28 protein-coding genes are annotated in these 25,236 nt (G+C 35.8%); 13 read left to right on the forward strand and 15 right to left on the reverse strand.

The features are described 5' to 3' along the window. Positions 1–680 precede the first annotated feature (680 nt). Together CD003_RS08055 and CD003_RS08060 are read right to left on the reverse strand one after the other, a co-directional pair. Positions 681–935, reverse strand: coding sequence for a hypothetical protein (locus CD003_RS08055; protein ID WP_096200626.1), 255 nt, complete (start codon positions 933–935; stop codon positions 681–683). Between the two features lie 182 nt (positions 936–1,117). Next, complete coding sequence (locus CD003_RS08060) at positions 1,118–2,713, reverse strand: methyl-accepting chemotaxis protein (RefSeq protein WP_373558557.1); 1,596 nt, start codon at positions 2,711–2,713, stop codon at positions 1,118–1,120. A 394-nt stretch (positions 2,714–3,107) separates the two neighbouring features. On the opposite strand from CD003_RS08060, the gene CD003_RS08065 reads away from it, so the two are divergent. After that, entirely contained in the window at positions 3,108–4,259 is a 1,152-nt protein-coding gene (locus CD003_RS08065) for a glycosyltransferase (RefSeq protein WP_257008271.1), read from the forward strand. A 202-nt stretch (positions 4,260–4,461) separates the two neighbouring features. Next, positions 4,462–5,907, forward strand: a complete 1,446-nt coding sequence (locus tag CD003_RS08070; RefSeq protein ID WP_096200628.1) for a glycosyl hydrolase family 18 protein — start codon at positions 4,462–4,464, stop codon at positions 5,905–5,907. Positions 5,908–6,120: 213 nt separating this feature from the next. Here the strand turns inward: CD003_RS08070 and CD003_RS08075 are convergent, their stop codons facing one another. Continuing rightward, a complete protein-coding gene (locus CD003_RS08075; RefSeq protein WP_257008272.1) occupies positions 6,121–6,744 on the reverse strand; it encodes a CAP domain-containing protein in 624 nt (207 codons plus the stop codon). Between the two features lie 179 nt (positions 6,745–6,923). On the opposite strand from CD003_RS08075, the gene CD003_RS08080 reads away from it, so the two are divergent. Continuing rightward, on the forward strand, positions 6,924–7,121 hold the full coding sequence (locus CD003_RS08080; protein WP_096200629.1) for a YozQ family protein: 198 nt from the start codon (positions 6,924–6,926) through the stop codon (positions 7,119–7,121). A gap of 248 nt (positions 7,122–7,369) precedes the next feature. Further along, complete coding sequence (locus tag CD003_RS08085) at positions 7,370–8,131, forward strand: metal-dependent hydrolase (RefSeq protein ID WP_096200630.1); 762 nt, start codon at positions 7,370–7,372, stop codon at positions 8,129–8,131. A 118-nt stretch (positions 8,132–8,249) separates the two neighbouring features. On the opposite strand, the gene CD003_RS08090 is transcribed toward CD003_RS08085, so the two are convergent. Next, positions 8,250–9,101 (reverse strand): patatin-like phospholipase family protein, encoded by an 852-nt coding sequence (locus CD003_RS08090; protein WP_096200631.1) that lies wholly within the window; start codon positions 9,099–9,101, stop codon positions 8,250–8,252. A gap of 130 nt (positions 9,102–9,231) precedes the next feature. On the opposite strand from CD003_RS08090, the gene CD003_RS21835 reads away from it, so the two are divergent. Further along, a complete protein-coding gene (locus CD003_RS21835) occupies positions 9,232–9,390 on the forward strand; it encodes a hypothetical protein (protein WP_179295486.1) in 159 nt (52 codons plus the stop codon). A 176-nt stretch (positions 9,391–9,566) separates the two neighbouring features. Here CD003_RS21835 and CD003_RS08095 read toward each other — a convergent pair whose 3' ends face one another. The 7 genes from CD003_RS08095 to CD003_RS08125 form a co-directional block, all read right to left on the reverse strand. After that, positions 9,567–9,821: a sigma-G-dependent sporulation-specific acid-soluble spore protein CsgA gene (locus CD003_RS08095; RefSeq protein WP_096200632.1), complete on the reverse strand. Its 255-nt coding sequence runs from the start codon at positions 9,819–9,821 to the stop codon at positions 9,567–9,569. Between the two features lie 55 nt (positions 9,822–9,876). Next, positions 9,877–10,188, reverse strand: coding sequence for a heavy metal-binding domain-containing protein (locus CD003_RS08100; protein ID WP_096200633.1), 312 nt, complete (start codon positions 10,186–10,188; stop codon positions 9,877–9,879). After that, positions 10,169–10,375, reverse strand: coding sequence for a hypothetical protein (locus tag CD003_RS08105; RefSeq protein ID WP_096200634.1), 207 nt, complete (start codon positions 10,373–10,375; stop codon positions 10,169–10,171). Before CD003_RS08105 ends, CD003_RS08100 begins: the two co-directional genes overlap by 20 nt. Further along, entirely contained in the window at positions 10,368–10,910 is a 543-nt protein-coding gene (locus tag CD003_RS08110; RefSeq protein WP_179295487.1) for a helix-turn-helix domain-containing protein, read from the reverse strand. Before CD003_RS08110 ends, CD003_RS08105 begins: the two co-directional genes overlap by 8 nt. A 146-nt stretch (positions 10,911–11,056) precedes the next feature. Next, complete coding sequence (locus CD003_RS08115; protein ID WP_096200636.1) at positions 11,057–13,021, reverse strand: electron transport protein; 1,965 nt, start codon at positions 13,019–13,021, stop codon at positions 11,057–11,059. Between the two features lie 92 nt (positions 13,022–13,113). Further along, positions 13,114–13,305: a YwbE family protein gene (locus CD003_RS08120; RefSeq protein ID WP_096200637.1), complete on the reverse strand. Its 192-nt coding sequence runs from the start codon at positions 13,303–13,305 to the stop codon at positions 13,114–13,116. Between the two features lie 24 nt (positions 13,306–13,329). Further along, a complete protein-coding gene (locus CD003_RS08125; protein ID WP_306453945.1) occupies positions 13,330–14,601 on the reverse strand; it encodes a DEAD/DEAH box helicase in 1,272 nt (423 codons plus the stop codon). Positions 14,602–14,699: 98 nt separating this feature from the next. Here CD003_RS08125 and CD003_RS08130 point away from each other — a divergent pair, with 98 nt between their 5' ends. From CD003_RS08130 to CD003_RS08150, 5 genes are all read left to right on the forward strand, one after another. Further along, positions 14,700–15,428, forward strand: a complete 729-nt coding sequence (locus CD003_RS08130; protein ID WP_096200639.1) for a lipase family protein — start codon at positions 14,700–14,702, stop codon at positions 15,426–15,428. 62 nt (positions 15,429–15,490) lie between these two features. Beyond that, the gene (locus tag CD003_RS08135; RefSeq protein WP_096200640.1) at positions 15,491–16,117 is read left to right on the forward strand and encodes an RsiV family protein; all 627 of its coding nucleotides are present in this window, start codon (positions 15,491–15,493) and stop codon (positions 16,115–16,117) included. Positions 16,118–16,390: 273 nt separating this feature from the next. Then, on the forward strand, positions 16,391–16,897 hold the full coding sequence (locus CD003_RS08140; RefSeq protein WP_096200641.1) for a GNAT family N-acetyltransferase: 507 nt from the start codon (positions 16,391–16,393) through the stop codon (positions 16,895–16,897). 113 nt (positions 16,898–17,010) lie between these two features. Next, a complete protein-coding gene (locus CD003_RS08145; protein WP_096200642.1) occupies positions 17,011–17,484 on the forward strand; it encodes a hypothetical protein in 474 nt (157 codons plus the stop codon). A gap of 531 nt (positions 17,485–18,015) precedes the next feature. Beyond that, positions 18,016–19,188, forward strand: coding sequence for an MFS transporter (locus CD003_RS08150; protein WP_096200643.1), 1,173 nt, complete (start codon positions 18,016–18,018; stop codon positions 19,186–19,188). Positions 19,189–19,310: 122 nt separating this feature from the next. Here CD003_RS08150 and CD003_RS22595 read toward each other — a convergent pair whose 3' ends face one another. Further along, positions 19,311–19,754 carry a sulfurtransferase gene (locus CD003_RS22595; RefSeq protein WP_096200644.1) on the reverse strand — a complete coding sequence of 148 codons (444 nt, stop codon included), beginning with the start codon at positions 19,752–19,754 and terminating at the stop codon, positions 19,311–19,313. A gap of 126 nt (positions 19,755–19,880) precedes the next feature. Between CD003_RS22595 and CD003_RS08160 the strand changes: the two genes are divergently transcribed. Further along, positions 19,881–21,188, forward strand: coding sequence for a Glu/Leu/Phe/Val family dehydrogenase (locus tag CD003_RS08160; RefSeq protein WP_096200645.1), 1,308 nt, complete (start codon positions 19,881–19,883; stop codon positions 21,186–21,188). 122 nt (positions 21,189–21,310) lie between these two features. Here CD003_RS08160 and CD003_RS08165 read toward each other — a convergent pair whose 3' ends face one another. Both CD003_RS08165 and CD003_RS08170 read right to left on the reverse strand, forming a co-directional pair. Then, positions 21,311–21,745 carry a hypothetical protein gene (locus CD003_RS08165; protein WP_096200646.1) on the reverse strand — a complete coding sequence of 145 codons (435 nt, stop codon included), beginning with the start codon at positions 21,743–21,745 and terminating at the stop codon, positions 21,311–21,313. A gap of 258 nt (positions 21,746–22,003) precedes the next feature. Next, complete coding sequence (locus tag CD003_RS08170; protein WP_096200647.1) at positions 22,004–22,690, reverse strand: hypothetical protein; 687 nt, start codon at positions 22,688–22,690, stop codon at positions 22,004–22,006. Positions 22,691–22,892: 202 nt separating this feature from the next. Here CD003_RS08170 and CD003_RS08175 point away from each other — a divergent pair, with 202 nt between their 5' ends. Both CD003_RS08175 and CD003_RS08180 read left to right on the forward strand, forming a co-directional pair. Next, positions 22,893–23,777 (forward strand): 5'-3' exonuclease, encoded by an 885-nt coding sequence (locus CD003_RS08175; protein ID WP_096200648.1) that lies wholly within the window; start codon positions 22,893–22,895, stop codon positions 23,775–23,777. Between the two features lie 77 nt (positions 23,778–23,854). Further along, on the forward strand, positions 23,855–24,046 hold the full coding sequence (locus CD003_RS08180) for a DUF2187 family protein (protein WP_096200649.1): 192 nt from the start codon (positions 23,855–23,857) through the stop codon (positions 24,044–24,046). 240 nt (positions 24,047–24,286) lie between these two features. Here CD003_RS08180 and CD003_RS08185 read toward each other — a convergent pair whose 3' ends face one another. Then, a complete protein-coding gene (locus tag CD003_RS08185; RefSeq protein ID WP_096200650.1) occupies positions 24,287–25,219 on the reverse strand; it encodes a D-2-hydroxyacid dehydrogenase in 933 nt (310 codons plus the stop codon). Between the last annotated feature and the right edge of the window lie 17 nt (positions 25,220–25,236).

Consider the following 25,236-nt stretch of genomic DNA (forward strand, 5'->3'; position numbering starts at 1 on the left):
GGGAATTTCCCCTTATTTCAGCCTCTTCTTTATTTAAATCTTATTTCAAATGGAAAAAGCAAAGGACGTTTTTTGTAGAGAAGAAAGAATGGCCCCTTAAATAACCTTTTCTTTAATGGGACTTTGAATTTAACAGAGAAAAATATAGCTGAGAAAATTGATAAAACCCATGTCACTAACGGCTTTATAGTGTATAAATAAGCATAAACATATATTTTTAAATAGACGAGAAGTGACCAATAGAGATTCCAGCGATGTTTGAATCTAAGTATGTTCTTCCTGACTAAGTAGTACTCAAATATGAATGAAGCGCATAGCCAATTTATTAAATAAACAGTTTGTTGAGAAATCGAGTTTGGTAATTTAGTTAAAAATAATAACACTAATGAAGGAGTAACATAAAAAATATGTACAGCTCTTAAAAGCCTCCATTTGAAGCATACGTGTGTAAACTCCCAAACTAAATGCCTTTTACAGAGGTAATAATAAAATGAATTTAAGAAACTTATAAAAAACATTCCTTTGTAGTACTTTGGAAACATTCTCCAGGATTTGAACTTGATATGCATTAGTGTAAGTAGTAGTACGATGATTAGTTGCTGCCTCTTCTTACTCACATTGATTAACTCCTATAACTGTGTTTGAAATTATCTTGCCCTTCTATTCACATTATTATAGGTTTAATTTCCAATTAGTTGGTAATCGGATTTAGCCTCTAGCGTACAAACAGTCATACTATTAATAAATGTACTCGTATTATCGACGTGTAAAATATATATTGTTTCCCCGTCTTTTTCATAAATATCATTCACTTCATGACCATCATTTGTTGTAATAACAGCTTTTCCAATTACAGAAAATCCAATGTCTTTGAGTGCTTCCATTGGTTGCTGATACTCTTTTGTGCGGTCTACTTCAAGTACTCTTATTTTCATACTTTGTTACCTCCAGAATTAGTTTTTTGTTAAATATACTATATTTAGATTGGAAAATGTTGATATTTCTGAATTATTAGTTGTAACATCCAATAATTTTTTGATCAATTATTGGATGTTCTTTGTATAAAAAAAGACCTGTCAAATTGGTTCGTTTAACAGGTCCTAAGAAAAAGTCATAATTAAATTTTAAATTTATTAACTTCAGTTTGTAACTCTTCTGCCATTCGAGCTAACATTTCAGAAGACGCAGTGATTTCTTCCATTGTTGCTGTTTGTTCCTCGGAAGAAGCGGCAACTTCTTCCGTACCACTTGCAACATTTTGTGATAAGTTCATAATTTGCTCGGAGCTAGAAACGATCTTTCTAGTACCTTCACCAATTTCAGTAGCAGAGTGAGTCACTTCACTTATTTGGCTATTTACATCTTCAATAGCGGTAATGATTTTGTTGAAGGATTCTGAAGCTTCAATTACAACTTGTTGTCCGTCTCCAACTGCTTCTGTATTTTCTTTCATTGCCAAAATAGTATTATAAATCTCTTTATTAATTTGTTCGATCAAATCAGCAATTTCTGATGCTGATTTACTTGATTGTGCAGCGAGCTTTCTAATTTCATCAGCTACGACAGCAAAGCTTTTCCCTTGCTCACCAGCTCTTGCAGCCTCTATTGCCGCATTCAGTGCTAAAAGATTCGTTTGCTCACTTATATCATAAATTGTTGAAATAATCCCTTTAATCGATTCTGAACGCTCCCCTAAATGATTGACCATTTTATGAGCTAATCCTGACTTTTCTGTAATATCGCCCATTTCAGTAATAACATTCTTTAAGTATGTTTCACCTTCTTCAGCATAAGTGGTAGCACTTTTTGATTTCTGGTTTACTTCATGTACATGGTTAATAATTGAATTAATTTGTTCACTCATACTGTTAATTGAATCTGTTGAGTCTGATGCAGATTCAAGCTGTTGCTCAGATGAGTGGGCAATTTCTGTTGAGCTAATGGCAATTTGTTCTGAAGCTCTTGCACTTTCATTCGCATTTGCTGTTAACTGTTCAGAAGACGCAGCTACCTGTTCAGAAACGTCTTGCATTTTATGAAGCATTCGTTTAATCGATGCAATCATTTCGTTATATATCTTAGATAATTGACCAACCTCGTCAGTAGAAGAAACATTTACACTCATTCGTAAATCACCAGTTTCAGCTACCTTCATTGCCTTTACTAATTCCTTCATTGGGTTAGTTATTTTATTTACAATAAAGAACCCGATAATAATTGCGGCAAGTGAGAAAATGAAACTAAGGATAAACATATTTTTCTTTACTGGTTCGATTGGTTTATACAAATCATCTAACGGTAATGTTATCGCAAAAATCCAACCATTATTTAATTCTTCGTATGAAGCTACCCGCATCTCCCCATCCCACGGGTATTCATAGTAACCAGTTTTTGTCGATAATATTTCTTTTGCCCAATCAAACTCAGACGTATCAAAATTAACTAAATCTGGATTTAGATGAAATTGAGCGATCCCCTTTTCGTCAATTACATAGCCATAACCACTTAATCCAGATGGCTGATAAAAATTTTGGTGAACATCTTGGATGATTTCATTAAGTTCCTCTCTTTTTTCAGTACTAATTGTTGAGTCTCCATCTAATACTTGATTAAGTTCATTTGCCTTTAGTGTTGTAATGTATTCTAAATCTTGAACGGCAATTGAGTATAAAGCACTAGATGATGTTTGGTAATTGAAAAAACCAGCGAGCATTAACGGAATTAACGTAATAAGTAGTACTGTGGTAAGTAATTTAAACCTAATCGATGATTTTAATTTTTGTAACAATATTCATCCCCCCATAGTCCTTATAAACTTTAATTATAGCTAAATAATGGAATATAGTCAAAAAATTATAAAAATTCTAGGTTCATGTAATGACGATATAAAAATATTATGTAATTCTAACTTTTGTCATGTATCCGTCCTAATAAAAAGCCAATAAGGATACACAAATCCCTCATTGACTTAATTGAAATATACTACTTACTGGAATAATATTCAAAATATTCTATCTGTAATATTTTCCACCCTATGCCTACCAATATTAATTAGGTGATGAACGATCTTACTTTTGATACACTAGAGAAAAATAAATGTGGGTGATATGATGCTTTTAACCGTTCTTAGTTACATAACTTGTCTATTTTGGATTGTTATTTTAATAGATTCAGCTATTGGTATGAGAAAACTTCCGAAATTAGAAAATATAAAAGAAAATAAACAGCTGTTGAATAATGGTCCTCTCTTATCGGTTATTGTTGCTGCGAGAAATGAAGCTGGTGCTATTGAGGAAAGCTTACGTTCTCAATTCCGGCAGACGTATCAAAATATCGAATGGATTGTTGTGAATGATCGATCTACGGACGAAACAGGAGCCATCATTGACCGATTATCTAGTGAAGAACCTAGAATGACACCTCTTCACATCACGTCTCTAGATAAAGGATGGTTAGGAAAAAATCATGCACTATATCACGGCTACCAGGCTTCTAAAGGTGACTATTTACTGTTTACTGATGGAGATGTAATGTATGAAAAAGATACAATTGAAAAATCAATTACGTACACGGTGGAAAATCAAATAGACCATCTCACACTCTCCCCTAACATGAATGTGGAGCGATTTTGGACAAAGGCATTTATTACGTTCTTTTTATTTGGATTTTCTTATTTTAAAAGACCTTGGAAAGCAAATGATGACAAAAATAAAGCAGCGATTGGAATTGGGGCATTTAATTTAGTAACGAGAGAAATGTATGAGCTTATCGGTACACATGAGAAGATTCGTGAACGCCCAGACGATGATTTAATGCTAGGTGTTCAAATTAAGAAGAGTGGTGGAAAACAGCGACTTGTTACTGCCTTATCCCATTTACAAGTGGAGTGGTATCCATCATTAAAAGAAGCATTGATTGGATTAGAGAAGAATACATTTGCTGGACTTTATTATCGCTATTCAATGGTCCTTTTTGCAATAGGTGGAGTGTTTCTCTCGCAGGTATGGCCATTCATTGCGCTATTTGTTACGGATGGTTTGACAAGATTTTTATATAGTATTTGCATCGTCCTTCTCTTTCTTGTTTACAGTCAAACAGTGAATTTAATGTCTGATAATGCCCTTCGCTACTTCTTTGTCTTTCCTATTACTGCATTGTTGTTTATTTATTCAATTATTAGAGCGACTACACTTACCGCAAAACGTGGTGGTATTGTATGGAGAGGTACATTCTATTCTTTAAAAGAGTTAAGGAATTAAAAGGTTGGTCCAAGTCTGATTGGGCCAGCCTTTTAATTTGAAACTGGGAGTTAAAGTTAGTTAGGGGTGTATTAGGTAGAGAGCTTAATTCTTATTTCCATCTATTAAATTACCAGTAACCCCCTGTTACAGTATTGTATTAATAGAGGTAAGATTTAGTAGAAGGAAGATTTATCACTCTATTAGTTTAGGAGGAACTAGTATGAAACGTAATCTTTTTATGGTCTTCATTGTTATGTTACTGGCCTTCTTACCAGTTGTGACAATTGAGTCTGAAGCACGGGGTCCCGCTTGGAAACAAACAGATGATAGTACTGTAGATGATTCTACGAAGAGCAATGGACCAGGGAATGCCGGGAATAATAGTCGGCATAATCGTACTGAAGAAGTAGTTGAAATTGAAACACCACAAGAAGAACCTGTACAAGAAACTGAGACAGAAGAAGTTATAGAAATACCTGAAGAGAAGTTTGAAGAACCAATTGTATTAGACGAACCCGCTCAAAATGATGAACAACTTGTTACATATATAGTTCAGTCTGGTGACACCCTTTGGTTAATTGCTAACAGATTCGGTGTATCTGTTCAACAAATTAAAGATACTAATCAGTTAACAAGTGATGTGATTTTTGTTGGACAGGTACTTATTATTCCTGTTTACTCACCTATTATTGACGAACCAAAGGAAGAGAATCAAATTGATGACTTCCTTGTACTAGGGTATTATACGAAATATTGGACAAATGATTTAACGTCTTATCAGTCACTAGGAAACTATCATTCTTCTATTAATTCAATTGCTGTTACAACCTATCAAGTGAATGAGCTTGGTTCAATTGAAGTAATTGATGCACCAGAAGCACGTGAATTAGCAAAACAACACAATATTAAAACGTATGCAACGATTCAAAATCACTTTCAACCAGAACTTACGCACACTATCTTATCAAATGCTGAACTTCGTCAGAAAACCATTGAAAACATCTATCATGTTGTGACTGAAAAAGGCTACGATGGGGTCAATATTGATTTTGAAAACATGTACGCTTCCGATCGTGCACTATTTAATCAATTTATTAAAGAGGCGTCAGAATTCTTTCAACCTAGAGGCTATGATTTTATCGTATCTGTAACAGCAAAGACTGCAGATCATCCTACGTGGGCTTGGAGTGGTACATTTGACTATGAATTTTTAGGTCAATATGCAAAATTACAGCTAATGTCATATGACAATGCTGGAATCTGGTCACTACCAGGAGCAACTTCTGGAGTAGATTGGGTTGAAAATGTATTGAAATATGCTACTTCAATCGTCCCTTCAGAACAATTACTTATTGGCTTACCTGCCTATGGATATGAATGGTATAGCTCAACGGGTGAAGGAATTAGGGCTCTTTCACTTAAACAAATTGATACGATTCTAGCATCATCAAATGCAACAGTACAATTTGACACAAAAACTCAATCCCCTTATTTCTATTACATGGATGAAGCGAGCAAAGAGCGTGTAGTTTGGTTTGAAAATGAATCAAGTATCTCCGCAAAAATGGAGCTTGTTCAAAAATATAACCTAGGCGGCATCTCAATGTGGCGCATGGGACTTGAAAATGACATGTTTTGGAATACTGTAGATTCATTTTTGAAATAAGAAAAAGGCTTACTCTCCCCTACTTAATTTTGGGAAGATAAGCCTTTTTCGCGTTGTGCCATTTATAAGTTGAGATTGAAAGCATATTCATAGATGGGCAATGGCTTCGCACACTACTCGTTCAACGCCAAGAAACCCACTAGTCAATGAACTTTATACATGTAGTGGCTTCGCCCATTGCTTCCAACAAAATCCGCAAAGCGGATTTTGTTTTTAACGTGCTTTAATAAACATTTGAACCCATGCTCCATTATAGAAGCCAACACCGATTGTATCAAACTGTCCGCTTAAAATATTTTGACGATGACCTGGAGAGTTCATCCATGCATTCATTACCTCTTGAGGTGTTTTTTGACCTTTAGCGATATTCTCACCTGCTGCTGTGTAGCTAATGCCAAATGTACGTAGCATATCAAATGGCGAACCATAGTTTGGACTGTTATGAGAGAAGTAATTTGAATTAATCATATCTTCCGCTTTTCTATGCGCGACATTTTTTACATCTGCACGATGAGTAAGTGGAGACAATCCATTTCTTGCACGTTGTTGGTTTACTAATTCCACAACTTGGTCTTCAAATGCACTATGATGTGCTGAATCGGGCTTTAAACGAATAACTGAACCTACTTGCATGTTTGTCGGTACAACATCTGGGTTTAATCTCATTAATTCACGATAATCAAGTCCATAACGCTTAGCGATAAACCAAAATGAATCACCAGGAGATACCTTGTAATGTGAAAACGGTGGCTCTTGGAAAAATTTAATTTCTGCTTGCGAAAACATCGGAAAAGCAACGAACAATGCCAAAGTTAAAACCATGATTTTTCTTACCAATTTTATCCCTCCAAATTTATGTAGTGCATGTATACTTTTCTAGCTTTCGTCACTTTGAGAATAATATGTAAAATTTTTTGAAGTGCTCATTAGTTTGAGTACTTTAATCACATTTACATAATTAGTTATAGGAATGTAAAAAGTAGTAATGGAAAAATTATTTTTTGGGAGGAATAAAGATGGCTAAAGAAAAAAAGCAAACAGAAGAAATCGCAGATAAAACGTATGAACCTGCTTACTATCAAAGCAATGATGAAATCGAACAAGGTTTAGCAACGACGCATGAGCAAGTGAGCGATGCTTACATGGAAGGAACAGTTGATGGAGAAATAGACGATCTTGATTCAAAGGATAAACAAATCCCACGTCAAGAATAGGATTTGTACTAAATATTAACCATTTCTGTCCATTACTTAGGGGGGATCCCAAAAGATAAAACTATCTTTTGGGATCCCCCTCTTCTTTTTTAATAGTAAAGGATATTTTCTACATATACTTTTTACACAAACATTGTTACTTCGACTGGTGTTATGTTAGAATATTTTACAGTTAAAACCTTACTAGATTAGTAGTTTTAACCACTAAAGAGGTAGATATAAAATGTTAAGGGGAGAGTGTTATTTAAATGAAAATCACACGTTTAGGTCATGCAATGTTCACTTTAGAAACAAAGAAAGGGTTTACGATGTTATTTGACCCGTTTATTGGGATGAACTCAGTTTACAAAGAGCTTGATTTCTCAACAATTAATGCGGTTGTATTAACGCATGGTCACTTTGACCACACAGAAGGAATGGGCAAAGTGAAAGAAGCTAATGCAAGCATTCCTGTTATTGCTCAATATGAGCTTGCATTACAATTCATGGGCGAAGGTTTTGGACAAGTCATTCCAATGAACTTCGGTGGAACAGTGGCTCTTGGGGACGTTTCAATTACTATGGTATACGCACAGCATACGAGTAGCTATAAAGAAACTCAAGGTGTACCTGTTTATGCTGGTGTTGCATGCGGTTACATTATTGAATGCGCTGATGAGCCAACGATTTATGTTTCTGGAGATACTGGATTAACAAAAGAGATGGAAGTTATTCAGGATTGCTATAAACCTGAAATCGCTTTACTATCTGTAGGTGATTTCTTAACTATGGGAGTTCGTGAATCAGACTATGCAGTTAGAAACTTACTAAACGTAAAGAAAGTTGTGCCATTACATACATTCCCTACTAGAGAAAACAGTGAAAGCAAGGAAGTATATGATGCATTAAAGCAAAACTTCCCAATCATTGATGCAATGACCAGCCAAGGTGTTGAGTTAAAAGAGCGATTAAGTGATCATTCAACTGAGGTTGTTCTTGTAGACTTCAACGAAACTGTTGACTTAGGGTAAGTAGTAAAATAGTATGAAGAGAATTTTCTTATAAGCAATATGCGCGCCACTACTATGTTAGTCTACCAGCAAGCCAGTTTCTTGTTGGTAGACGTAGTGAGCCGTTGCCCATATTTTGTTATGAACTTATCCACTTAGTTAATTCACCCCACTGCTTCTTAGCATCCTCATACCCTAGTTCATAAAGATCTATCAATTTTTTTTGATTACGTTCAATTGGACTGACTGGTAATTCAATACTAGGTTGAATGATGAATGTGCTCCCCTGTTCCTCTTCCTTTTTAAGAAAACTTAATGTTTCATTGTATACCTCATGTCTAGTTTGCAGTAAACCTGAGATTGTTGGATAGGAACGGTAAAAAAAGTTTGCTAGTGAAGCTAGTTTAGTAGGCTTCCTTTGAAAATCTTCCGCTTTCGTCATGATAACGACATTTTTGTTAAAGCCTTCCATTTGCGATTTCCTTATTGGTATCGGATCAATTAATCCCCCATCAAGAAGCACTTTCCCATCATAATGCACAGGTGGCGCGATAAAAGGTAACGAACTTGACGCTCTTATGATTTGTAACATATTATCTCCATGCTCGTTCTTTTCAAAATATGTAGCTTCTCCTGTGTAACAATCCGTTGTTCCTACACTAAAGCGTTCTTTTCCATTTAAGAACGTATCAAAATCAAAAGGGACTACTTTATTCGGAATTTCATCAAATAAAAAATCCATACCAAATAGCTGTCTTTTCGTAAAAAGATTTCTGTAGGACAAATACCGTGGGTCATGAACAAGCCCAGTGTTCACCTTTTTATTCCGACCTTTTTGACGTGATAAGTATGTAGCTGCCATACAAGCTCCAGCTGAAACCCCAACTACATAAGGAAAAAATAATTCCTGCTCTAAAAAATACTCAAGGACACCTGCTGTATATAGTCCACGCATGCCTCCCCCTTCTAAAACTAACCCTACGTTCTCCATTTTGTTATCCTCGAACTTTCTTTTTATAAAAAGATAGTATCATGATTTAATTATCAACTGCAATTGAACTGAATTTATAGGTTATAGTCGGGGAAAATAAGCAAGAGTTCTGATGAAAGGAGGACTTCGTATGAGTAAAAACAAAACTGAGGATACTGGTCATCGCGGTGAAAGCTATGAAGTTTACAGTGTAGATGCGAACAAAACCCAATTTGAAGCTTCCTATGAGTTTGCTAGTGGAAATCGAACGGCAAATTCTAAGTCGAAGGTGAATGATGGGGAGAAGTAAGTGAATTTTTAGCTCAAATATAGCCTGAGTTTACTCAAAGTAGATCAATGGCTTCGCACACTACGCGACCAATAAAAAGAACACCACTTTTTATTGGTCTTAAAGAAAGGTAGTGGCTACGCTCATTGCTACAAGTACGTTACAAAAGGTGAAAACAGACCTTTTGTAACGTACTCTTAAAACAACAACTCATAAACTTCATTTAATTCTTTCACCCGTTTTTCGTCTTGTTCTTGTTGGGCGTGGTGTAATTCGATTGATACGACTTTATTTAGATAGTGCATTTCAATGTCGTTTAAGTCTTTTATAAAGTCTTCTTCATTTTGATAAGATTTTTGCTCTAATTTTTTATAAATTTGATTTCCTAGTTCTTGGTCGTCATCTGTATAATTGGAAAGAGATTCTCGCAAATAGCCTAGTGTATTATCCATCTTTATGTCATCCTTTCATGTATCTATTCATATATAGGATGCTTAAAAAGAAAGATTAAATACGGACTGCCGTACCATAGGCGACAATTTCTGATGCCCCACTCATGACAGTTGAGGTTTGTAATCGGAATGCAACGATAGCATTTGCTCCTTTTTCTTCTGCATCCTTAACCATTCGACTTACAGCCACTTGGCGTGCTTCGTCTAACATTGCACCATATTCTTTAATTTCTCCACCTACGATCCCTTTTAATGAAGCCATAATGTCGTTACCGATATGCTTTGCTCGAATCGTACTTCCTTTTACATACCCATATACTTCTTTAATTTCTTTATTTACGATTTGTTCAGTAGTCACGATTAACATAATCATCTTCCTCCTTTTTCTCTTTTCTTCTTTCGACTATAAAGACAACTAGTAACAACACGAGTGCCAGAAGATAAATACAGGCAAATAAGACGACTTTTGACGGTTGAATAAAAATAGAAATAATCGCACCTAGTTGAAAGATAACCGAGATGAGCAGTAAAAAATACTTTAGAAATTTATTCATTTTGTCGTCCCTTCTTCTCAGGAATTAATACTGTAGCGAGTGTTCTTTTTCTCCGATTAGTGGCTGGTTCGTTCTTAATATATTTTTGTAGAACAGTACCTACTTCTTGTTGAAATGCTAGCAGCTCCTCGTCATTTAAATACAAATCGACTTGAGTATAACCAAATCCATCCTTCTCCATCTGGATTTCTTCGCTTTCCAAGTATGCTTCAGTAGATGAGATTAGATTCGTCATGTAAGTAATGAAGAATTGTAGGTGGTCTTCTTTATCTACAGAGTTAAGCTCTTCAGCAGATAAATGCGTCTTTTTTGGATGCAATGAATAGGTTCTTTCATAAGCACCTCGCACTTTTTTTTCATCAACAATTATAATAATGTCATTGTCTTTTAATGTGTTTAGATGACGATATAATGTAGCTTGCGGAATATCAGGCAACCATTCCATTAGTTCCTGAACAGTCAAATTTCGTTTTACTAGTGCTTGGATGATACTCATTCTTACTGGGTGTAATAGTAAGTCTGCGATTTTTTTCATTTTAAGTACTCCCTTACAACAAACCGTTATCATTATTGATAATGATAACGGTTTGACGGATGAATTGTCAATAGCGTTGACCTTGCCCCGCTGTCCTCAAACCATTTAAAATGACCCAGACAAACTAGTCTGAGCCATGAATTACTTTATTCTTCTTCTACTCTCGTCAATGAAAGCAAGTATTCAATTAACGCGTCCTGTTCTTCCTGAGTAAAGCCTGTGGTCTCATCAACCCAATATTCATGCCCTATTCCTTGAACGTGCACTTCCTTTAAGTGAGGTGCTTGTTCATTTGCTGCGATAACTTTTTGTCTAAGATCTTTGTCTAGTAATGCTCGCAAGCTATTGTATGGGTCAGGATTAATTGCCTTGTCTAACGTATTTGGAATACCTAGATCAGTTTCGATATTTGGTCCAACAGCGACTCCCCCATCATGTAAATAAGGCGCTGACCAAGCTAAACCAATTAAACCCTTTGTTTTATAGCCACCAGCTTTATCGGGGTCTTGTGCAAAAATAAGTTGTTTTTGTTCTTCGTCTATATGATCTGTCGGTATTCGTATTACCTTTGCGCCTTCTCTAATTGGAACAGTTGTATCAAAGGAATAGATATACGGTTCCTCTAGAAGTTTAGGCAAATCTTGAAATGCCTCTGCTCTTGAAGGCTCTGTTTTTATGTCCTTTTGTGATATTACCTGATGGTTTGTATAGCCTGCACCGGCGTGGCAGCTTATACACCCTGCTCGATTATAAACCTCGCGTCCAGCAGCCCTTGTCTCTTCATCAATTTCATATGTCGGTGGTACAAGGGAATTTTGATAGGCTGACATTGCATTAATTTGTTCAGCAAAGCGAAAGCCTGGTGAATTAATAACTGTCCCGTTTGGTGAAAACATTGACACTTTTGGGAAGGTTGGGGGCTTCACCATTTCATTCACACCTGGCACGTCAGGATTATCATCAATCATAGACATAAAATGAGAAGCGCCAACACCTTCCTGTGGCTTATAACGATAGTTTTCGTTTGCTGCATTTTGGAGAATCGTACCAATAAAAAGCTCCTTATCAATATCAAACAATTCATCACTTTGCTCTGCTTGTGCTAAAATATCTGAGTTTTGAGCATGAACATTATTATTAAGAACGCTTAAACCATTAAATGGTCCTATTCCAGCAAATCCATTCCAGCCATACGGATGGTCCCCTAGTGTAAAAGAATCAGGAATTTGTGCTGGGTTATTGACTAGGTCCATTGTAGAGTCAAAATTTCCTGCTGGCCATTTTATAAGCATTTCATCGACAGCAGCTTCTAGCATTTCTGGGTCAGGTAGCTTTACCTCTTCCCCGTTTGAAGCTATCATTGTTTTAGAGTTCTCCGTAATGTATTCCTTCAGCTTATCCATATCAACATCTGTATTTGTAAAATATGCAGCTGAATTCGATGCCATTGCTAGCAATAAACCACCGTTAAAATTCAGATTTGGGGCGCCTTCAATAACACGCCCAGTATCTCTATCAACTGTTGCATGACAAGCTGCACAAGTTACTCCGGCTTTTAAACGTCCTTCTGAAAATTTTACTGGCATCCCCAGTGGAGTTAAAGCTCCTTTAGGAACATCTAATCCAGTATCGACTTTCTCCCCTTTTTTGTATGTCCGGTCACCTATTGTAATATCTTCTGCTAATTCAACGCGAAGATTATCTGTATGTCCACCTCTAAGCTCTAGAATTGCTTTAGCGACATTTGTAATCGTAATTGGCCCATCTAAGATTCCGAGAATATCTGTTAGAAACTCTTCATTTTCAAACGTTTCTTTATAAAAAACATCTCTTCCAAGATCGATAAATGCTTCATCGACCATCACTGCCCCGTTTTCTGGAGAAAGGGCATGCATTCCTAGTGCACCTAGTCCATTTGAGGTTAGCTCTTCTTCACGTATTGTCTCACCCCAAAGGTCATAGCTCGTCCCTACCCCTATTGGACTTGTTTCATTATTTATGACATCTACCCTACGAGGCATGGTGGTTATTTCAGGCTCCACAATAAAAACACCAATGACCGTCACTCCGATAAAACCAATTATGATCCAAAATAAAGCCCACTTTTTCATACGCTCCTCCTCATATACTAAAAGTTACCTTTACTACTTTTTCCAAAGGAAGGTAATGTATGTAGTGGGCATAATGGTAATGTATTCCATTGTTAATGGATGTTCTTTACTCTTCCAACTTGTCCATCTTGCAAACGTACTTTTATCCCATGAGGGTGATTTGGTGAATTCGTGAGGATGTCTTTCACAATTCCTCGCGTTGTTGCTCCAGTACGTTGGTCTTTTTTTAAGACGATATCAACCGCTATTCCAGGTTGGATATTCTTTCGTTGTTGTCCATTCACTCTATTTCCTCCTCTTATTATCTGTTATCGTGTTCGTGTTCGTTTGTGCTTCCTAGTATTTTTAGAAGATAAATGTGGCTTTTCTTTTTTTGAATCAGTTTGTCGGTTCCCTCGTCTTGGACGATATTTATCACTTTTTTCTGTACTATTCTTTTCTGAATAAGGAGCTTTTGAAGTTGTAATCTCCTTTATTTTTAATTTTTGTTTAATTCCTGCTTCGATCATTTGTAAGCTTTGCCGATCCTTTGAAGCGACTAAAGTTAGTGCTACCCCTTCATCTCCCGCTCTTCCAGTTCTTCCTATTCGGTGGATATAGCTTTCAACATCTTGGGGGATATCGTAATTAAAAACATGGGTAACTCCTTCAACATCTAGTCCTCGTGCTGCTACATCAGTTGCAACGAGTAAATTAATTTGCCCTTCACGAAAACGCTTCATCACTTCTTCACGCTTTGCTTGTGATAGATCTCCATGAAGTTCTTCTGAATTATAACCATGAACTTGAAGTGCTTCTTGTAATGTTTTGGCTCTTCTTTTCGTTCGACAGAAAATCATTGCGAGCTTCGGTTTGTATTCATCGAGTAATTTACGTAATGTTGATTGTTTCGTACGGTCCGTTGTCTCTACGACAAGCTGATGAATTTCATCTAATGTAATGTTTGTTTTTTGTATCGATACTTGTTCTGGATAATACATATAATTTCGTGCAAGCTCCCGTACTTCAGTTGGCATTGTCGCTGAGAATAGCATCGTTTGTCGGCTTTTAGATGTTTGGTTAATAATCTCCTCCACTTCATTACTAAAGCCAAAGTGAAGCATTAAATCAGCTTCATCAAGAACAAGCATAGTCACATTATCTAAATGAATTGTCCCTCTTCGCATATGATCTAACAAACGACCAGGTGTACTAACAATGATTTGTGTTTTTCGATTAAGCATGCTGATTTGATGAATGACATCCTGGCCTCCATATACAGCTAAGGCATGTACATCTTCAAACTCTGCAAGCAACTTATTCACTTCAGTTGTTATTTGTAACGCTAACTCTCTCGTTGGAGAAACAATCAGTGCCTGTACTTCAGAGCTGGCTGGATCGATTCTTTCTAATATCGGTAAAAGGAAGGCGAGAGTTTTCCCTGTTCCTGTTTGAGCCTGAGCAATTACATCTTTTCCTTCTAACAATAATGGAATAGCTTTTTCTTGTATTGGTGTCGGTTCAGTAATGTCCAATGCTTCTAATGTTTTCACGGTTTCGGTTCGAATTCCAAGGTCTATAAATCTTGGCAAATTAGACACCCCTTTCTTTTTCATCGAATAAATATAAGTAAAAAGTAACTAGGCAAACGAGGTTGTTCAATTTTAAAAACAACATTATGTAACAAGGAGATAATCATATGAAAATTCTACCTTATTTTAATAAAAAGCTCGCTTTATCCTTACTTGATATTTGTAATTTAACCTATAAGCAATATAAACATGATGGGTACTTCCATGTACCAGATGGATTCCGTTTAGTTCAAACGTTCAAAGGTGTACCCAATGGTCATCCTGAATGGTTTGGTTTTATCTTAGAATCGAATGATGCAGTTATTACTGCTTTTAGGGGGACACAATCTGACACAGATTGGATTGCAGATTGTGAAGTTTTTCAAAATCCTTATCCTTATACAAACGACGGTGGGCATGTCCACCATGGATTCCTCTCGATTTATGATTCATGTAGAGACGTTATTATGAGAACGTACGAAACCTTATCTAAAGAGAAAAACCTCTATATAACTGGGCACAGTTTAGGGGCTGCGATAGCTACATTACACGCACTTGATGTTTCTGCTAATTCACCTTTTAAGGAAACTATTATGTATAACTATGGCAGTCCTCGTGTTGGAAATAAACAGTTTAGTGAAAAATATAACTCATTTGTTCCCTTTAGTATTCGTTATGTTAACACAGAAGACATTGTACCCATGGTACCACCTAGACAAATTTACTGTCCATTTACAAGAAAGGTTTGGGACTATAAACATGTTAATGAGTCAATCGATTTTACGATACAAACAGGGTCAATAAGGAAAAATCATTATCCAAAGTCATACCGTACAGGGATTGAAAGTCTGTCGTAAAAGGGAACAAACGCCTACCCCTCTCCATATGATATAAGAAACGAGTAGAGAGGATATCAAGAATGAATTATTATCAATTACCTATACCAGTTGAAAGTAAAATTATCACAGCACCTCAACTTTCAATTACGTATCCACAAATTAGTTGGCCAATTAATTTTCACATTCAGCATAAACTTAATAGTGAAATTGTACATGAGGTTGAACAATTATTTCAGCTAGTGAATCAGCAAGGATATTTTGAAATCGGGAAAACAAATTTGGTAGGTGGCTATGAAATTAAAAATAACCAAAGAGGTATTCTTAGTTTAACGTTAAGCAATTCTGCAATGAAATATACAATGGCACACCCTGTTGAACACCTCACATCAATGACATCAGGTCTAAGAACGGGAAAAATCTATTCTTTAGGAGAGTTATTTAAACCTAACAGTCATTATGAAGCTGAAATTTCTCGGATAGTAAAAAAACAGATTGAGGATAGAAATCTCCCATTATATGAAGAGTTTCAAGGAATTAAACCGAACCAAGAATTTTATCTTGCTGATAAGACATTAGTCATTTATTTTCAACGATATGAAATAGGCCCTCGTCCAATGGGCTTTCCTATCTTTCCAATTCCGCTGTACGAATTAGATTCTATCATCGATTTTGATGGACCCCTAGGTATTCTCTATTCTGATATTTAACAGTATTTACAATGAACGAAATAGCAATTTAAGAGGAGAGTCCATCGAAAAAGTGTTTTTCACTTTTCGATGGGCTCTTTTTCCTTACAATACCCAATCTATCTTCATAATAAAAGCTTATATTCGTTTATATCTACTTTCCTCACGATTTCTCATCATTTGAATAGAATATATACCATCATACCATTTGCAAGCACTAGAAAACTCTAGTAAAATCAATATTTGTTTGATTTACCATAGGAATGCATTGCATTTAACAGAAAGGATAGGATCATGTTTTCTACAAATGTAATTGAAAAACAAGACAAAGAAGAGATCTTAAAAGATAAAGAAGAGTTAGAATTTCAGCTTTATAGAATGCAAGATAATATGAAAGAAATTGCGAAGAAGCATCAAGTGTTAGGGATTGACCAAACAAATGATGACAAATGGGTTATCGTCTCAGTATTCGACGATGGTTATTCATGTAAGGTTATGTTGAATGACTGTGAAACTGCGTACCGTGGTTCTTGGGATTTTTCAATTCAGGCAGTATATTCAGACGATAACACCATTCATATTGGGGACATTAAAGGGGAAGAAAATAAAGGCTATGGCTCAATTTGTATGAACTTCCTTAAAGATGTTGCTCGTGAACAAAACATTCAATATATTAAAGGTGATATTGCGAAACGTGATTGGGACCATCTCGATCGATTAGTACATTTCTATGAAAAGCATAATTTTGATGTATCGATTGATTACAGTAAGCAAGCTGGAGAGATTGTATGTCATCCTTAATGAGTTTCATTTCTTACCAACTACCTTTATAATATAAGAAAACTGACATCGAGGCACTGAAAAAATTTTTTTCAGTGCCTTCTTAATTCTCGCTTTAGAGAGGAAGAATTGGATTGACAAAGAAAGAACCGCAAGCATGGACAAGAATAGCAATTACGTACTTTATCATCTTGATGACCCTATATATCCCAATTGGGTTATTTAATCTATATCCAGGTAGCTTTACCTTTGAGGATACAAATGAAGCTTTGTTTGTTGAACGAGGGACTATTAATAAGGAAATCTATACATTTAACAAAGAGGACTATGTAGCTGGAGAGCTATTCCAGCTACAATATAATATTCGTTCACTTCAAACATTAGTATCAATGGGGATACCTCTACTTTCTTTTATTATTGTTGGATTTCTATTCCAATTTTCTAAGGTATTCAAAAATATGCCCGGTATGGCTTCAAGTCGAAAAAGAGCACTTCTATTAATTATCTTTTCGATTATCATTATTCTGTTTTGGACGGGTACATTTATCGACCGAATTGATTCACTTACGACTCAAATTGAACAATTAGAAAAAGCTAAGCACGAGTGAGAAAGGGGACTGAAAAAGTGTGGTTTTCACTTTTTCAGTCCCCTTAAAGTTGCAACGTGCGAAGCCATTACCGCTTCTTGAATCATCTATTTGTCACTTTTCCAATGCGCTTTTTTTGCATAATAAAAAGACGAATCCGTGATGACGCGCCTTGATTATATAAGTCTTATGATAATATTTTACTTCAAATCCTGCCGTGGTAATATCTCAACACTCTTCTTTAAAAACCTTAAATAACGAAAGCCCTGCCTCTCTTTCATCGTTACGGTTCCTTGACCGTGCCATTGAAATAAGGGATAACTTAAAGCTTCCTGAGGATGCCTATATGACTTTACAATAAATATCTATGTGCACTGTTAATTATCTTTAAACACATCTGTTCATAAGTACTAAATTTAATAATACAACAAAAAAGCAATAATTGCAAGTCAAGGCTACAAAAAAAGTGTGATTTTCACTTATGTTCTGAAACGAAAAAGAGAAATTGTACATGTTGTAAAACATACAATTCTAGTGGAAAGGAGTGTTTCTATGGAGCAAATACGTTTACATGAAAAGAACAAAAGGCTTGCGCTATTGCCAATCTCTATTTTAACGATTACAGCCATATTTGTTGTTTCAAATATTTATATATTAATTCCTCTTATCCCTTCAATAGCAACTAGTTACAATCACTCGATTCAGGAAGTGTTTGTTGCTTCATCAATCTTTACTTTTGTTTATTCATTTGGGTTAATTACATTTGGTCCGTTGTCACAGCGTTATGGCTATAAAAAAATGTTGATTGTTGGGTTAATATGTACAGCTCTTGTGACAATATCGTTGGGATTTGCTACTTCATTTCAAGCCTTTTTCACAATACGAGGACTGCAAGGGTTTGTTGCTGCTTCCTTTGCTCCAGTAGCTTATCTATATTCCTTTGCTTTATTTCAAGGGAGACAGTTAACAGTCGCTCTAACTCTTATTAACGGTGGTTTTCTTTTAGCGGCTGTTGTTGGTCAGGTAGCTAGTGGAGTCATTCAACTATTTTTTCAATGGCAATTTGTTTTTATCCTGTTTGCTTGTATTTATCTCGTTATTGCGTTCGTATCGTTTACCTCTTTGCCTAAAGAAAAAGTTGATACAGATCCAACTGTTTCGTTAGTGAGTAGCTGGGGTACTATGTTTTCCCTTTTACGAAAGAAAGAAATTATCGTTTGTTGTATAGCGACTTTTCCATTGTTACTAAGCTTCGTTGCATTTTATTCAGCGATAGGTGGTTATTTTGCTAATGAATTTGGATTAGGTGAAAAAGACATGCTTGTCATCCGCTCGATAGGCTTACTCGGCATTATTGCTGCCCTTATTTATACAGCGAAAACAACGATAGATGATGCAAGAAAAACAATTATTGTTCTTTACACTGCACTCACTAGCATTTTTATAATTATGTTATTAGCAGACAGCCAACTCTTTTTAGTGATATTATCTGTGTTCTTTGTTGCTGGAATTAGTACAGTTTTTCCGTATATTATTAGGTTAATGGGAAGGTTCGGAGGTAATCAACGGGCACTCGCTATTAGCTTATATACGTTTGTTTTACTTAATGGAGCCGCATTTGGAGGTTTATTAGCGAGCTTTCTTACATTTAAAGGTATCGCCATTGTTCTTGCAGGGATGTTTTCATTCTCAGCCTTGTTGTTGTCTCGGATTAAAGTAAGGTAACTACTAAAAGGATGAGGCCTGCCTCTTCCTTTTAGTAGTTATACAATTTTTACAAGTTAAAAAATACGTGAACCATTATTTTTTAAAAGCAAATATAAGAAAGATAACCAAAAAGACAATAGCTAGTCCGTAAAACCAGCTAGGTATATAACTTCCAGTAAACACGATATTCCCCTCCCTAATGAAGGATTTTCTATTGGAGTGGTCGAATCATTTCCCCATTCTGCCCACGAGCCTTCATATACACGTATATCATGATATCCTAACAAGCGCAACGTGAAATACATATGTGCAGAGCGTACAGGTGTTTGACAATAAATAATGATAATTTTCTCATTTGTTATACCGAGTTCCATTAGCTCTTTTTGTATTTCATTAGACCTACGAAAATGTGGAATATTCTCGTCATCTATTACATTAATCCATTCGTAGTTTACAGCTGAAGGAATGTGTCCACCTCGTTTTGCACGTACGTCTTCTCCTTTATATTCAGCTGGTGAGCGAACATCTAAAATGATAAAACCCTCTTTATTGATTGCTTGTTTAACATATTCCTTCTTTACAATAAATTCAGCTCATGCATGTTATTCTTAGCCTCATATTCTGCCAATTCATTTATTACATATTTTACATAATAAGATGATTACTTGGAAGAATACACAATACAATAACTATTTTTGGAGGACATGTTTATGGAGATTGATAAGCACAAAATAGAAGCAGATATATTAACCCACCCTCATAAGAACCCTTATGATATTGTGAAAGAGCTTTTAGAAGAGACAGTAACCGCATTAAATTTAGATAGAAATATATATGAAATCCTAAAGAAGCCTATGAGAGTAATGGAAGTGTCAATTCCGGTACGAATGGAGTCTGGTGAAATTAAAAACTTTACTGGCTACCGCTCTCAACATATGGATGTACTTGGTCCTGCAAAAGGTGGAATTCGTTTTCATCCGTCTGTCAATCTTGGAGAGGTTAAGGCTTTATCTATTTGGATGACGCTAAAATCTGCTATCCTAGGACTTCCCTTAGGTGGCGGTAAAGGTGGGGTTATAGTAAACCCTAATGAGTTAACGGAACGTGAGCTAGAAGATTTAAGTAGGAGCTATATTCGTAAAATTACGCCGATTATTGGTCCTGAAAAAGACATTCCTGCTCCTGATATCAATACAAACCCAGAAATTATGGGTTGGATGTTAGATGAGTATGACAAATTAAGAGGTTATAATATCCCTGGAATCCTTACCGGAAAACCAATTATAGTTGGTGGGTCAGAAGGAAGATTCGAAGCAACTGGACGAGGGGTTGTTATTACTATTAAAGAAGCGGCGATGGAATTAAATATTGACCTTAGCCAATCAACAGCTGCTATTCAAGGGTTCGGTAATGTCGGAAGTATGACAGCAAAATTTTTACATGAACTAGGTGTGAAGATCGTTGCTATTACAGATGCAGATGGCGGAATCTATTCAGAGGAAGGCTTTAATATCCCTGAATTAATGGACTTTAAGTCTGGTGGTAAGAAACTAACAGAGTATCCAAATATTAAACCAATTACGAATGAGGAAATGTTTGCCCTTCCTATAGATATATTAATTCCAGCAGCACTTGAAAATCAAATTACAGCGAAAACAGCCCCGTTAATAAAAGCGAAAATTGTAGCAGAAGCTGCTAACGGTCCTACAACTCCAGAGGGCGATAAAATTTTAAATGAGAATGGTGTGTTTGTTATTCCAGATATTTTATGTAATGCAGGTGGTGTAACTGTTTCTTATTTTGAATGGGTACAGAATACGATGAATTACTATTGGAAGGAAGAAGAAATTAATCAAAAGCTAGAAGAAAAGATGGTCAGTGCCTTTGATAATGTATTAGCAATGAAAGAAAAGGATATTACGATGCGCCAAGCGTCATATATGGTTGGAATAAACCATCTTGTCAAGGCATTACGAGCAAGAGGCTGGATTAAAAATTCAGATCTTTCTAGAATGTAATGCAAGAACAAAATCCGCAAAGCTGTCTTTTGTTTAATAAGCTTTCATTTATCCACAGCTTTAGTATTTTTTAATTTCCTGCTAAGCCACCAAAAACTGCCGTACTTGAGTAGTCAATCAAATTACTCTTGTACGGCATTTAAGTATAAATGTTTTTTCTTAACTGGGTATCTCTTTCGATAAATGAACTTTCTAATATCCTCATCTGAAATAGCATTCTTATCAATATAAGTAAAGAGTAGTGATTTATATTCTGAGAAGTTTTTCATAATAAACAAGGCAAGTTTTTTCCTTTCGCCCTGTGCTTTAACTTGTAATTCACGATTTGTTAGAAACCCCTCTACAGTTTGTCTTACATACTCCTTCTCCTCTTCCCACACGTCTCTTCTTTTTTCTAGTATATCTTTACCGTAATCTGGAAGCTTGTCTATCACGTCGTCAATATATCCATATGCCCACATCCTCATTTTTTCTTTCTCTGTGAGCTCGAGAACCATTTTTAATAGTTCTATTTCATTAATAGACTCACCTCTTGCATATTTGCCAACCTTATTCATCATACGCCTCCTTTCACTTGTTTAATAAAGACTCACCGCTATGAGGAGGTCACTAAAAAAAGTGTGATTTTCACTTTTTTAGTGGCCTTGTCGAAGTAATGCGCGAGGCCGTTGCCTCTTTTAAAAAAAACCTGCTATGAGTGGGTTTACTCATAGCAGGCTGGAGCCCTTACTTTTTCTTGAATACTCTACCCTTGGACTTCTACCGTGCTCTCCTATAAGATGTTTCTTGGTGACCCCATTTTTTGTGTGTTGAAATTATTGTCTTTCGTCAAATCCGTCCATTAAGTCGATATTATTTTCAATTAATTCCATGATCGTTCCCGCTTCTTCTTTGCTAAAGATGAAGTTAGTTTCATCTTCTATCATTTCGTCTTCTTCGGTCATAATACGATTTACTCTACGAAGGACACCATCACCAGTATCTTGTACAATACCGAATTGATAAGCAACCTCTACTTCTTCCATGTAGGAATACGCTAATACTTCGGGACTTGTCCAGTCAACATCAACAATCTCTTCATAAATTTCTTCATCGTCATCTTCGTCGTCATCATAATCATCTTCTTCTAAGTATTCTTCTTCATCTAACTCATCAACCAGTTCACCATCTTCGTAAACTAATGCATCTTCGTCACCCATAAATTCGTGGAAAGCCTCATGTACGTCTTCTACAATATCCTCAAAATCATTAAGTATAATTCGTGTCGTTTGTTCTCCAAGTGTGTCAAATTCCTCAACATAAAATTCTTCATTATTTGGGTCGAAGAATAATGTATTGAAATATTCCCTTTCATCTTCTTCATTCTCAACGAAGAAGTCTATACTTGGGTGCTTCGCTGCTCTATTTATCGTCATATGAGCTAACTCATCATACTCCTCACAAATAGACTCCAGATAATCTTGAAGCTCTGCGCATACCCGATCAAACCATTCTAATGCCATAAACTTCTCCTCCTTTCGATTCTTTCTTAGTATCCCTAATTCTGTGATTGTTCCTCATGTTATTATTTGGTAATTACATTCGCTTGATTTTCCTCAAATTTCAGGAAATCATTTATAATTCAAAAAATTATTTTTTACATGAAATCAAGCAGTAAAACATGGTAAAATAAATAGTCACAGAAGTTAAAAAGGAGATTTTTATTTGGACAAAAAAAAACTACTACTCATTGATGGCTTTAATTTATTAAGTCGAGGTTATTTTGCCACTTCATACGGAAGAGATGAAGACCAGTTATCAAAAAACAGTGATGGATTATATACGAATGGATTAAGTGTCTTTTTTCAAAAATTATTTAATTTGATAAGTGAGCATGAAATCTCTCATTTAGCTGTAGCATGGGATGTTAAACGCGAGGAATCAATCAGACGATTGGAACATGATTTTTATAAAGAGACTCGATCTGAGCTACCGCCTCCCCTAATTCAGCAGTATGAAACTTGTACAAAGATACTTGACGCTATTGGTATTAAACAGCTTGTTACTCCACCTTATGAAGCAGATGACGCTATTGGTACTCTTGCTTGTAAATGGTCGAAGGAGATTGATGAGTCTTGTTATATATATAGTAATGATAAGGACTTATTACAGTTACTAGATAAAAACGTCTCGCAAATTATCGCGGGTAAAAAGGGCGAAGTGACTTATTCGGTTGATCACTTTCAAACTGAATATGAAATCACTCCCGAACAATGGGTTGATGTAAAAGCATTACTAGGAGATAAAAGCGACAACATTCCTGGCTGTCCAGGTGTTGGTGAAAAGTCTGCTCTTCCACTCATTCAACAATATACCTCAATTGAAAATCTTTACGAAGGAATTGAGGACCTTGATCCTAAGTTTAACCGTTACAAGAAAAAGCTAATTGCCGGTAAAGAAACTTCATTCCTAAGCAAAAAGCTATCTAAAATCATTTGCGATATTCCGGAACTTGGATGCTTTGAGTTTAACGACTTACAGTTTGACCTTGATAAGGACAAAGCCAAGGAAGTACTAGAAGGAATAGAGCTTAAGATAAAATTATACTAGCTGTTATTCTGAATGGTTTTTCGAACTATTAGGAAGAATAAGCAAGCAAAATATATTAGAAAAAGGAAGTGATACATATGACAGAGGAAATGGAAATCTCAGTCCAACCAGGAGATGCTATACAAATTACTGAAGGTGACTTTAAAGGTGAAAAAGGAACTATCATTGCTGTATACAACAATTCATCAGCTATTGAACTAGATAAAAGAGAAGCAAATGGGAAACCAACAAAAACAGTTTTAGCTCATAAAAAATATGAAGTAATTTAATATGTAGTGTTACAGAACAAAACCGCAAAAGCGGTATTTGTTTGATGCAATGTGCGGAGCCACTACCTGTTTAGTATAGTGACAAGTGGGTTTCTTGACGCTATACGCGTAGTGCGCGGAGCCATTGCCCTTCTTTGAATAAGCTTTCACTTATCCACAACTTAAGTATTTTTTAATTTCCTAAACCATGAAAAAAGGACGTTTACTATGAGTCTTCATAGTGAACGTCCTTTCATTTATTTAAAACCCTTTCTTAACATCAACTTTATTAGAGAGTGGTTCACCTTTCTCTATCTTTTCTAAAGTCTCAATAAAGCAATCGACTGCTTCTTCAGGTGTAGTAACGGCTGAGATATGAGGTGTAATGAAAACATCCTCACGTTCCCACAATTGGCTCTCTACTGGTAAAGGCTCTTCCGGAAAGACATCAAGAACTGCTGATTTTACATCCTTATTGTCAAGTGCGTCAATGAGGGCTGTTTCCTCAACCGATTGCCCTCTACCAATATTAATAAAGACAGCCCTTGAAAAATGATTAAATCTCTTTTTGTTAAATAACCCTTCTGTTTCAGCCGTTAAAGGTAATGTATTAATAACGTAATTCATTTCTTTTAGTACAGAGAATTCATTATCAATTGTTAGGACGCTATGGAATCCATCTTTTTGCTTTCCGCTTTGTGATACACCATACACTTCAAGACCTAGAGAAGTTAGTAATTGACCAACCTCCTGTCCAATTACACCAGTTCCGTAAATAATGACCTTTTGTTCGTTTAATAATTTCGGAGCGATCGGTGTCCACTTTTTCTCTGTTTGCAATCGTTGAAACTTTCTATGAAGCTGGATGTCACGTAATATGTAGCTCAAACAATATTCACTAATCCGCTGACCAAACGAACAAACAGTTCTTGTTAGTAAAACATCCTCTTTCCATTCTTTGTTATAAAGAAAGCCATCAACCCCTGCGCCTATCGAATGTACCCATTTAATATTTTCAAATGAAAAAGAAGGGCTCGGTCTAAAAGAGACAAAGGCATCTGCCCATGATAAATGCTCTTTAGTGACTTCATTTTCAGGTAAGTACTTAAATTGCTTATTTATATTCTTTTTCTCGATAATATCTTTAATTTCATCATAAATACCACTTGAAACTAATATATTGTTAATTTCCATTGTTATTCCCCTCTCTA

Source organism: Bacillus sp. FJAT-45350, assembly GCF_002335805.1.
In the GTDB taxonomy this organism is placed as follows: Bacteria; Bacillota; Bacilli; order Bacillales; family NISU01; genus FJAT-45350.

What these genes read in the sequence shown, in the direction of transcription:
- CD003_RS08055 (WP_096200626.1), bottom strand. Translation starts at nt 935, where the DNA reads ATGAAAATAAGAGTACTTGAAGTAGACCGCACAAAAGAGTATCAGCAA.
- CD003_RS08060 (WP_373558557.1), bottom strand. Translation starts at nt 2,713, where the DNA reads ATGCTCGCTGGTTTTTTCAATTACCAAACATCATCTAGTGCTTTATAC.
- CD003_RS08065 (WP_257008271.1), top strand. Translation starts at nt 3,108, where the DNA reads ATGATGCTTTTAACCGTTCTTAGTTACATAACTTGTCTATTTTGGATT.
- CD003_RS08070 (WP_096200628.1), top strand. Translation starts at nt 4,462, where the DNA reads ATGAAACGTAATCTTTTTATGGTCTTCATTGTTATGTTACTGGCCTTC.
- CD003_RS08080 (WP_096200629.1), top strand. Translation starts at nt 6,924, where the DNA reads ATGGCTAAAGAAAAAAAGCAAACAGAAGAAATCGCAGATAAAACGTAT.
- CD003_RS08085 (WP_096200630.1), top strand. Translation starts at nt 7,370, where the DNA reads ATGAAAATCACACGTTTAGGTCATGCAATGTTCACTTTAGAAACAAAG.
- CD003_RS08090 (WP_096200631.1), bottom strand. Translation starts at nt 9,101, where the DNA reads ATGGAGAACGTAGGGTTAGTTTTAGAAGGGGGAGGCATGCGTGGACTA.
- CD003_RS21835 (WP_179295486.1), top strand. Translation starts at nt 9,232, where the DNA reads ATGAGTAAAAACAAAACTGAGGATACTGGTCATCGCGGTGAAAGCTAT.
- CD003_RS08095 (WP_096200632.1), bottom strand. Translation starts at nt 9,821, where the DNA reads ATGGATAATACACTAGGCTATTTGCGAGAATCTCTTTCCAATTATACA.
- CD003_RS08100 (WP_096200633.1), bottom strand. Translation starts at nt 10,188, where the DNA reads ATGTTAATCGTGACTACTGAACAAATCGTAAATAAAGAAATTAAAGAA.
- CD003_RS08105 (WP_096200634.1), bottom strand. Translation starts at nt 10,375, where the DNA reads ATGAATAAATTTCTAAAGTATTTTTTACTGCTCATCTCGGTTATCTTT.
- CD003_RS08110 (WP_179295487.1), bottom strand. Translation starts at nt 10,910, where the DNA reads ATGAAAAAAATCGCAGACTTACTATTACACCCAGTAAGAATGAGTATC.
- CD003_RS08115 (WP_096200636.1), bottom strand. Translation starts at nt 13,021, where the DNA reads ATGAAAAAGTGGGCTTTATTTTGGATCATAATTGGTTTTATCGGAGTG.
- CD003_RS08130 (WP_096200639.1), top strand. Translation starts at nt 14,700, where the DNA reads ATGAAAATTCTACCTTATTTTAATAAAAAGCTCGCTTTATCCTTACTT.
- CD003_RS08135 (WP_096200640.1), top strand. Translation starts at nt 15,491, where the DNA reads ATGAATTATTATCAATTACCTATACCAGTTGAAAGTAAAATTATCACA.
- CD003_RS08140 (WP_096200641.1), top strand. Translation starts at nt 16,391, where the DNA reads ATGTTTTCTACAAATGTAATTGAAAAACAAGACAAAGAAGAGATCTTA.
- CD003_RS08150 (WP_096200643.1), top strand. Translation starts at nt 18,016, where the DNA reads ATGGAGCAAATACGTTTACATGAAAAGAACAAAAGGCTTGCGCTATTG.
- CD003_RS08160 (WP_096200645.1), top strand. Translation starts at nt 19,881, where the DNA reads ATGGAGATTGATAAGCACAAAATAGAAGCAGATATATTAACCCACCCT.
- CD003_RS08165 (WP_096200646.1), bottom strand. Translation starts at nt 21,745, where the DNA reads ATGAATAAGGTTGGCAAATATGCAAGAGGTGAGTCTATTAATGAAATA.
- CD003_RS08170 (WP_096200647.1), bottom strand. Translation starts at nt 22,690, where the DNA reads ATGGCATTAGAATGGTTTGATCGGGTATGCGCAGAGCTTCAAGATTAT.
- CD003_RS08180 (WP_096200649.1), top strand. Translation starts at nt 23,855, where the DNA reads ATGACAGAGGAAATGGAAATCTCAGTCCAACCAGGAGATGCTATACAA.
- CD003_RS08185 (WP_096200650.1), bottom strand. Translation starts at nt 25,219, where the DNA reads ATGGAAATTAACAATATATTAGTTTCAAGTGGTATTTATGATGAAATT.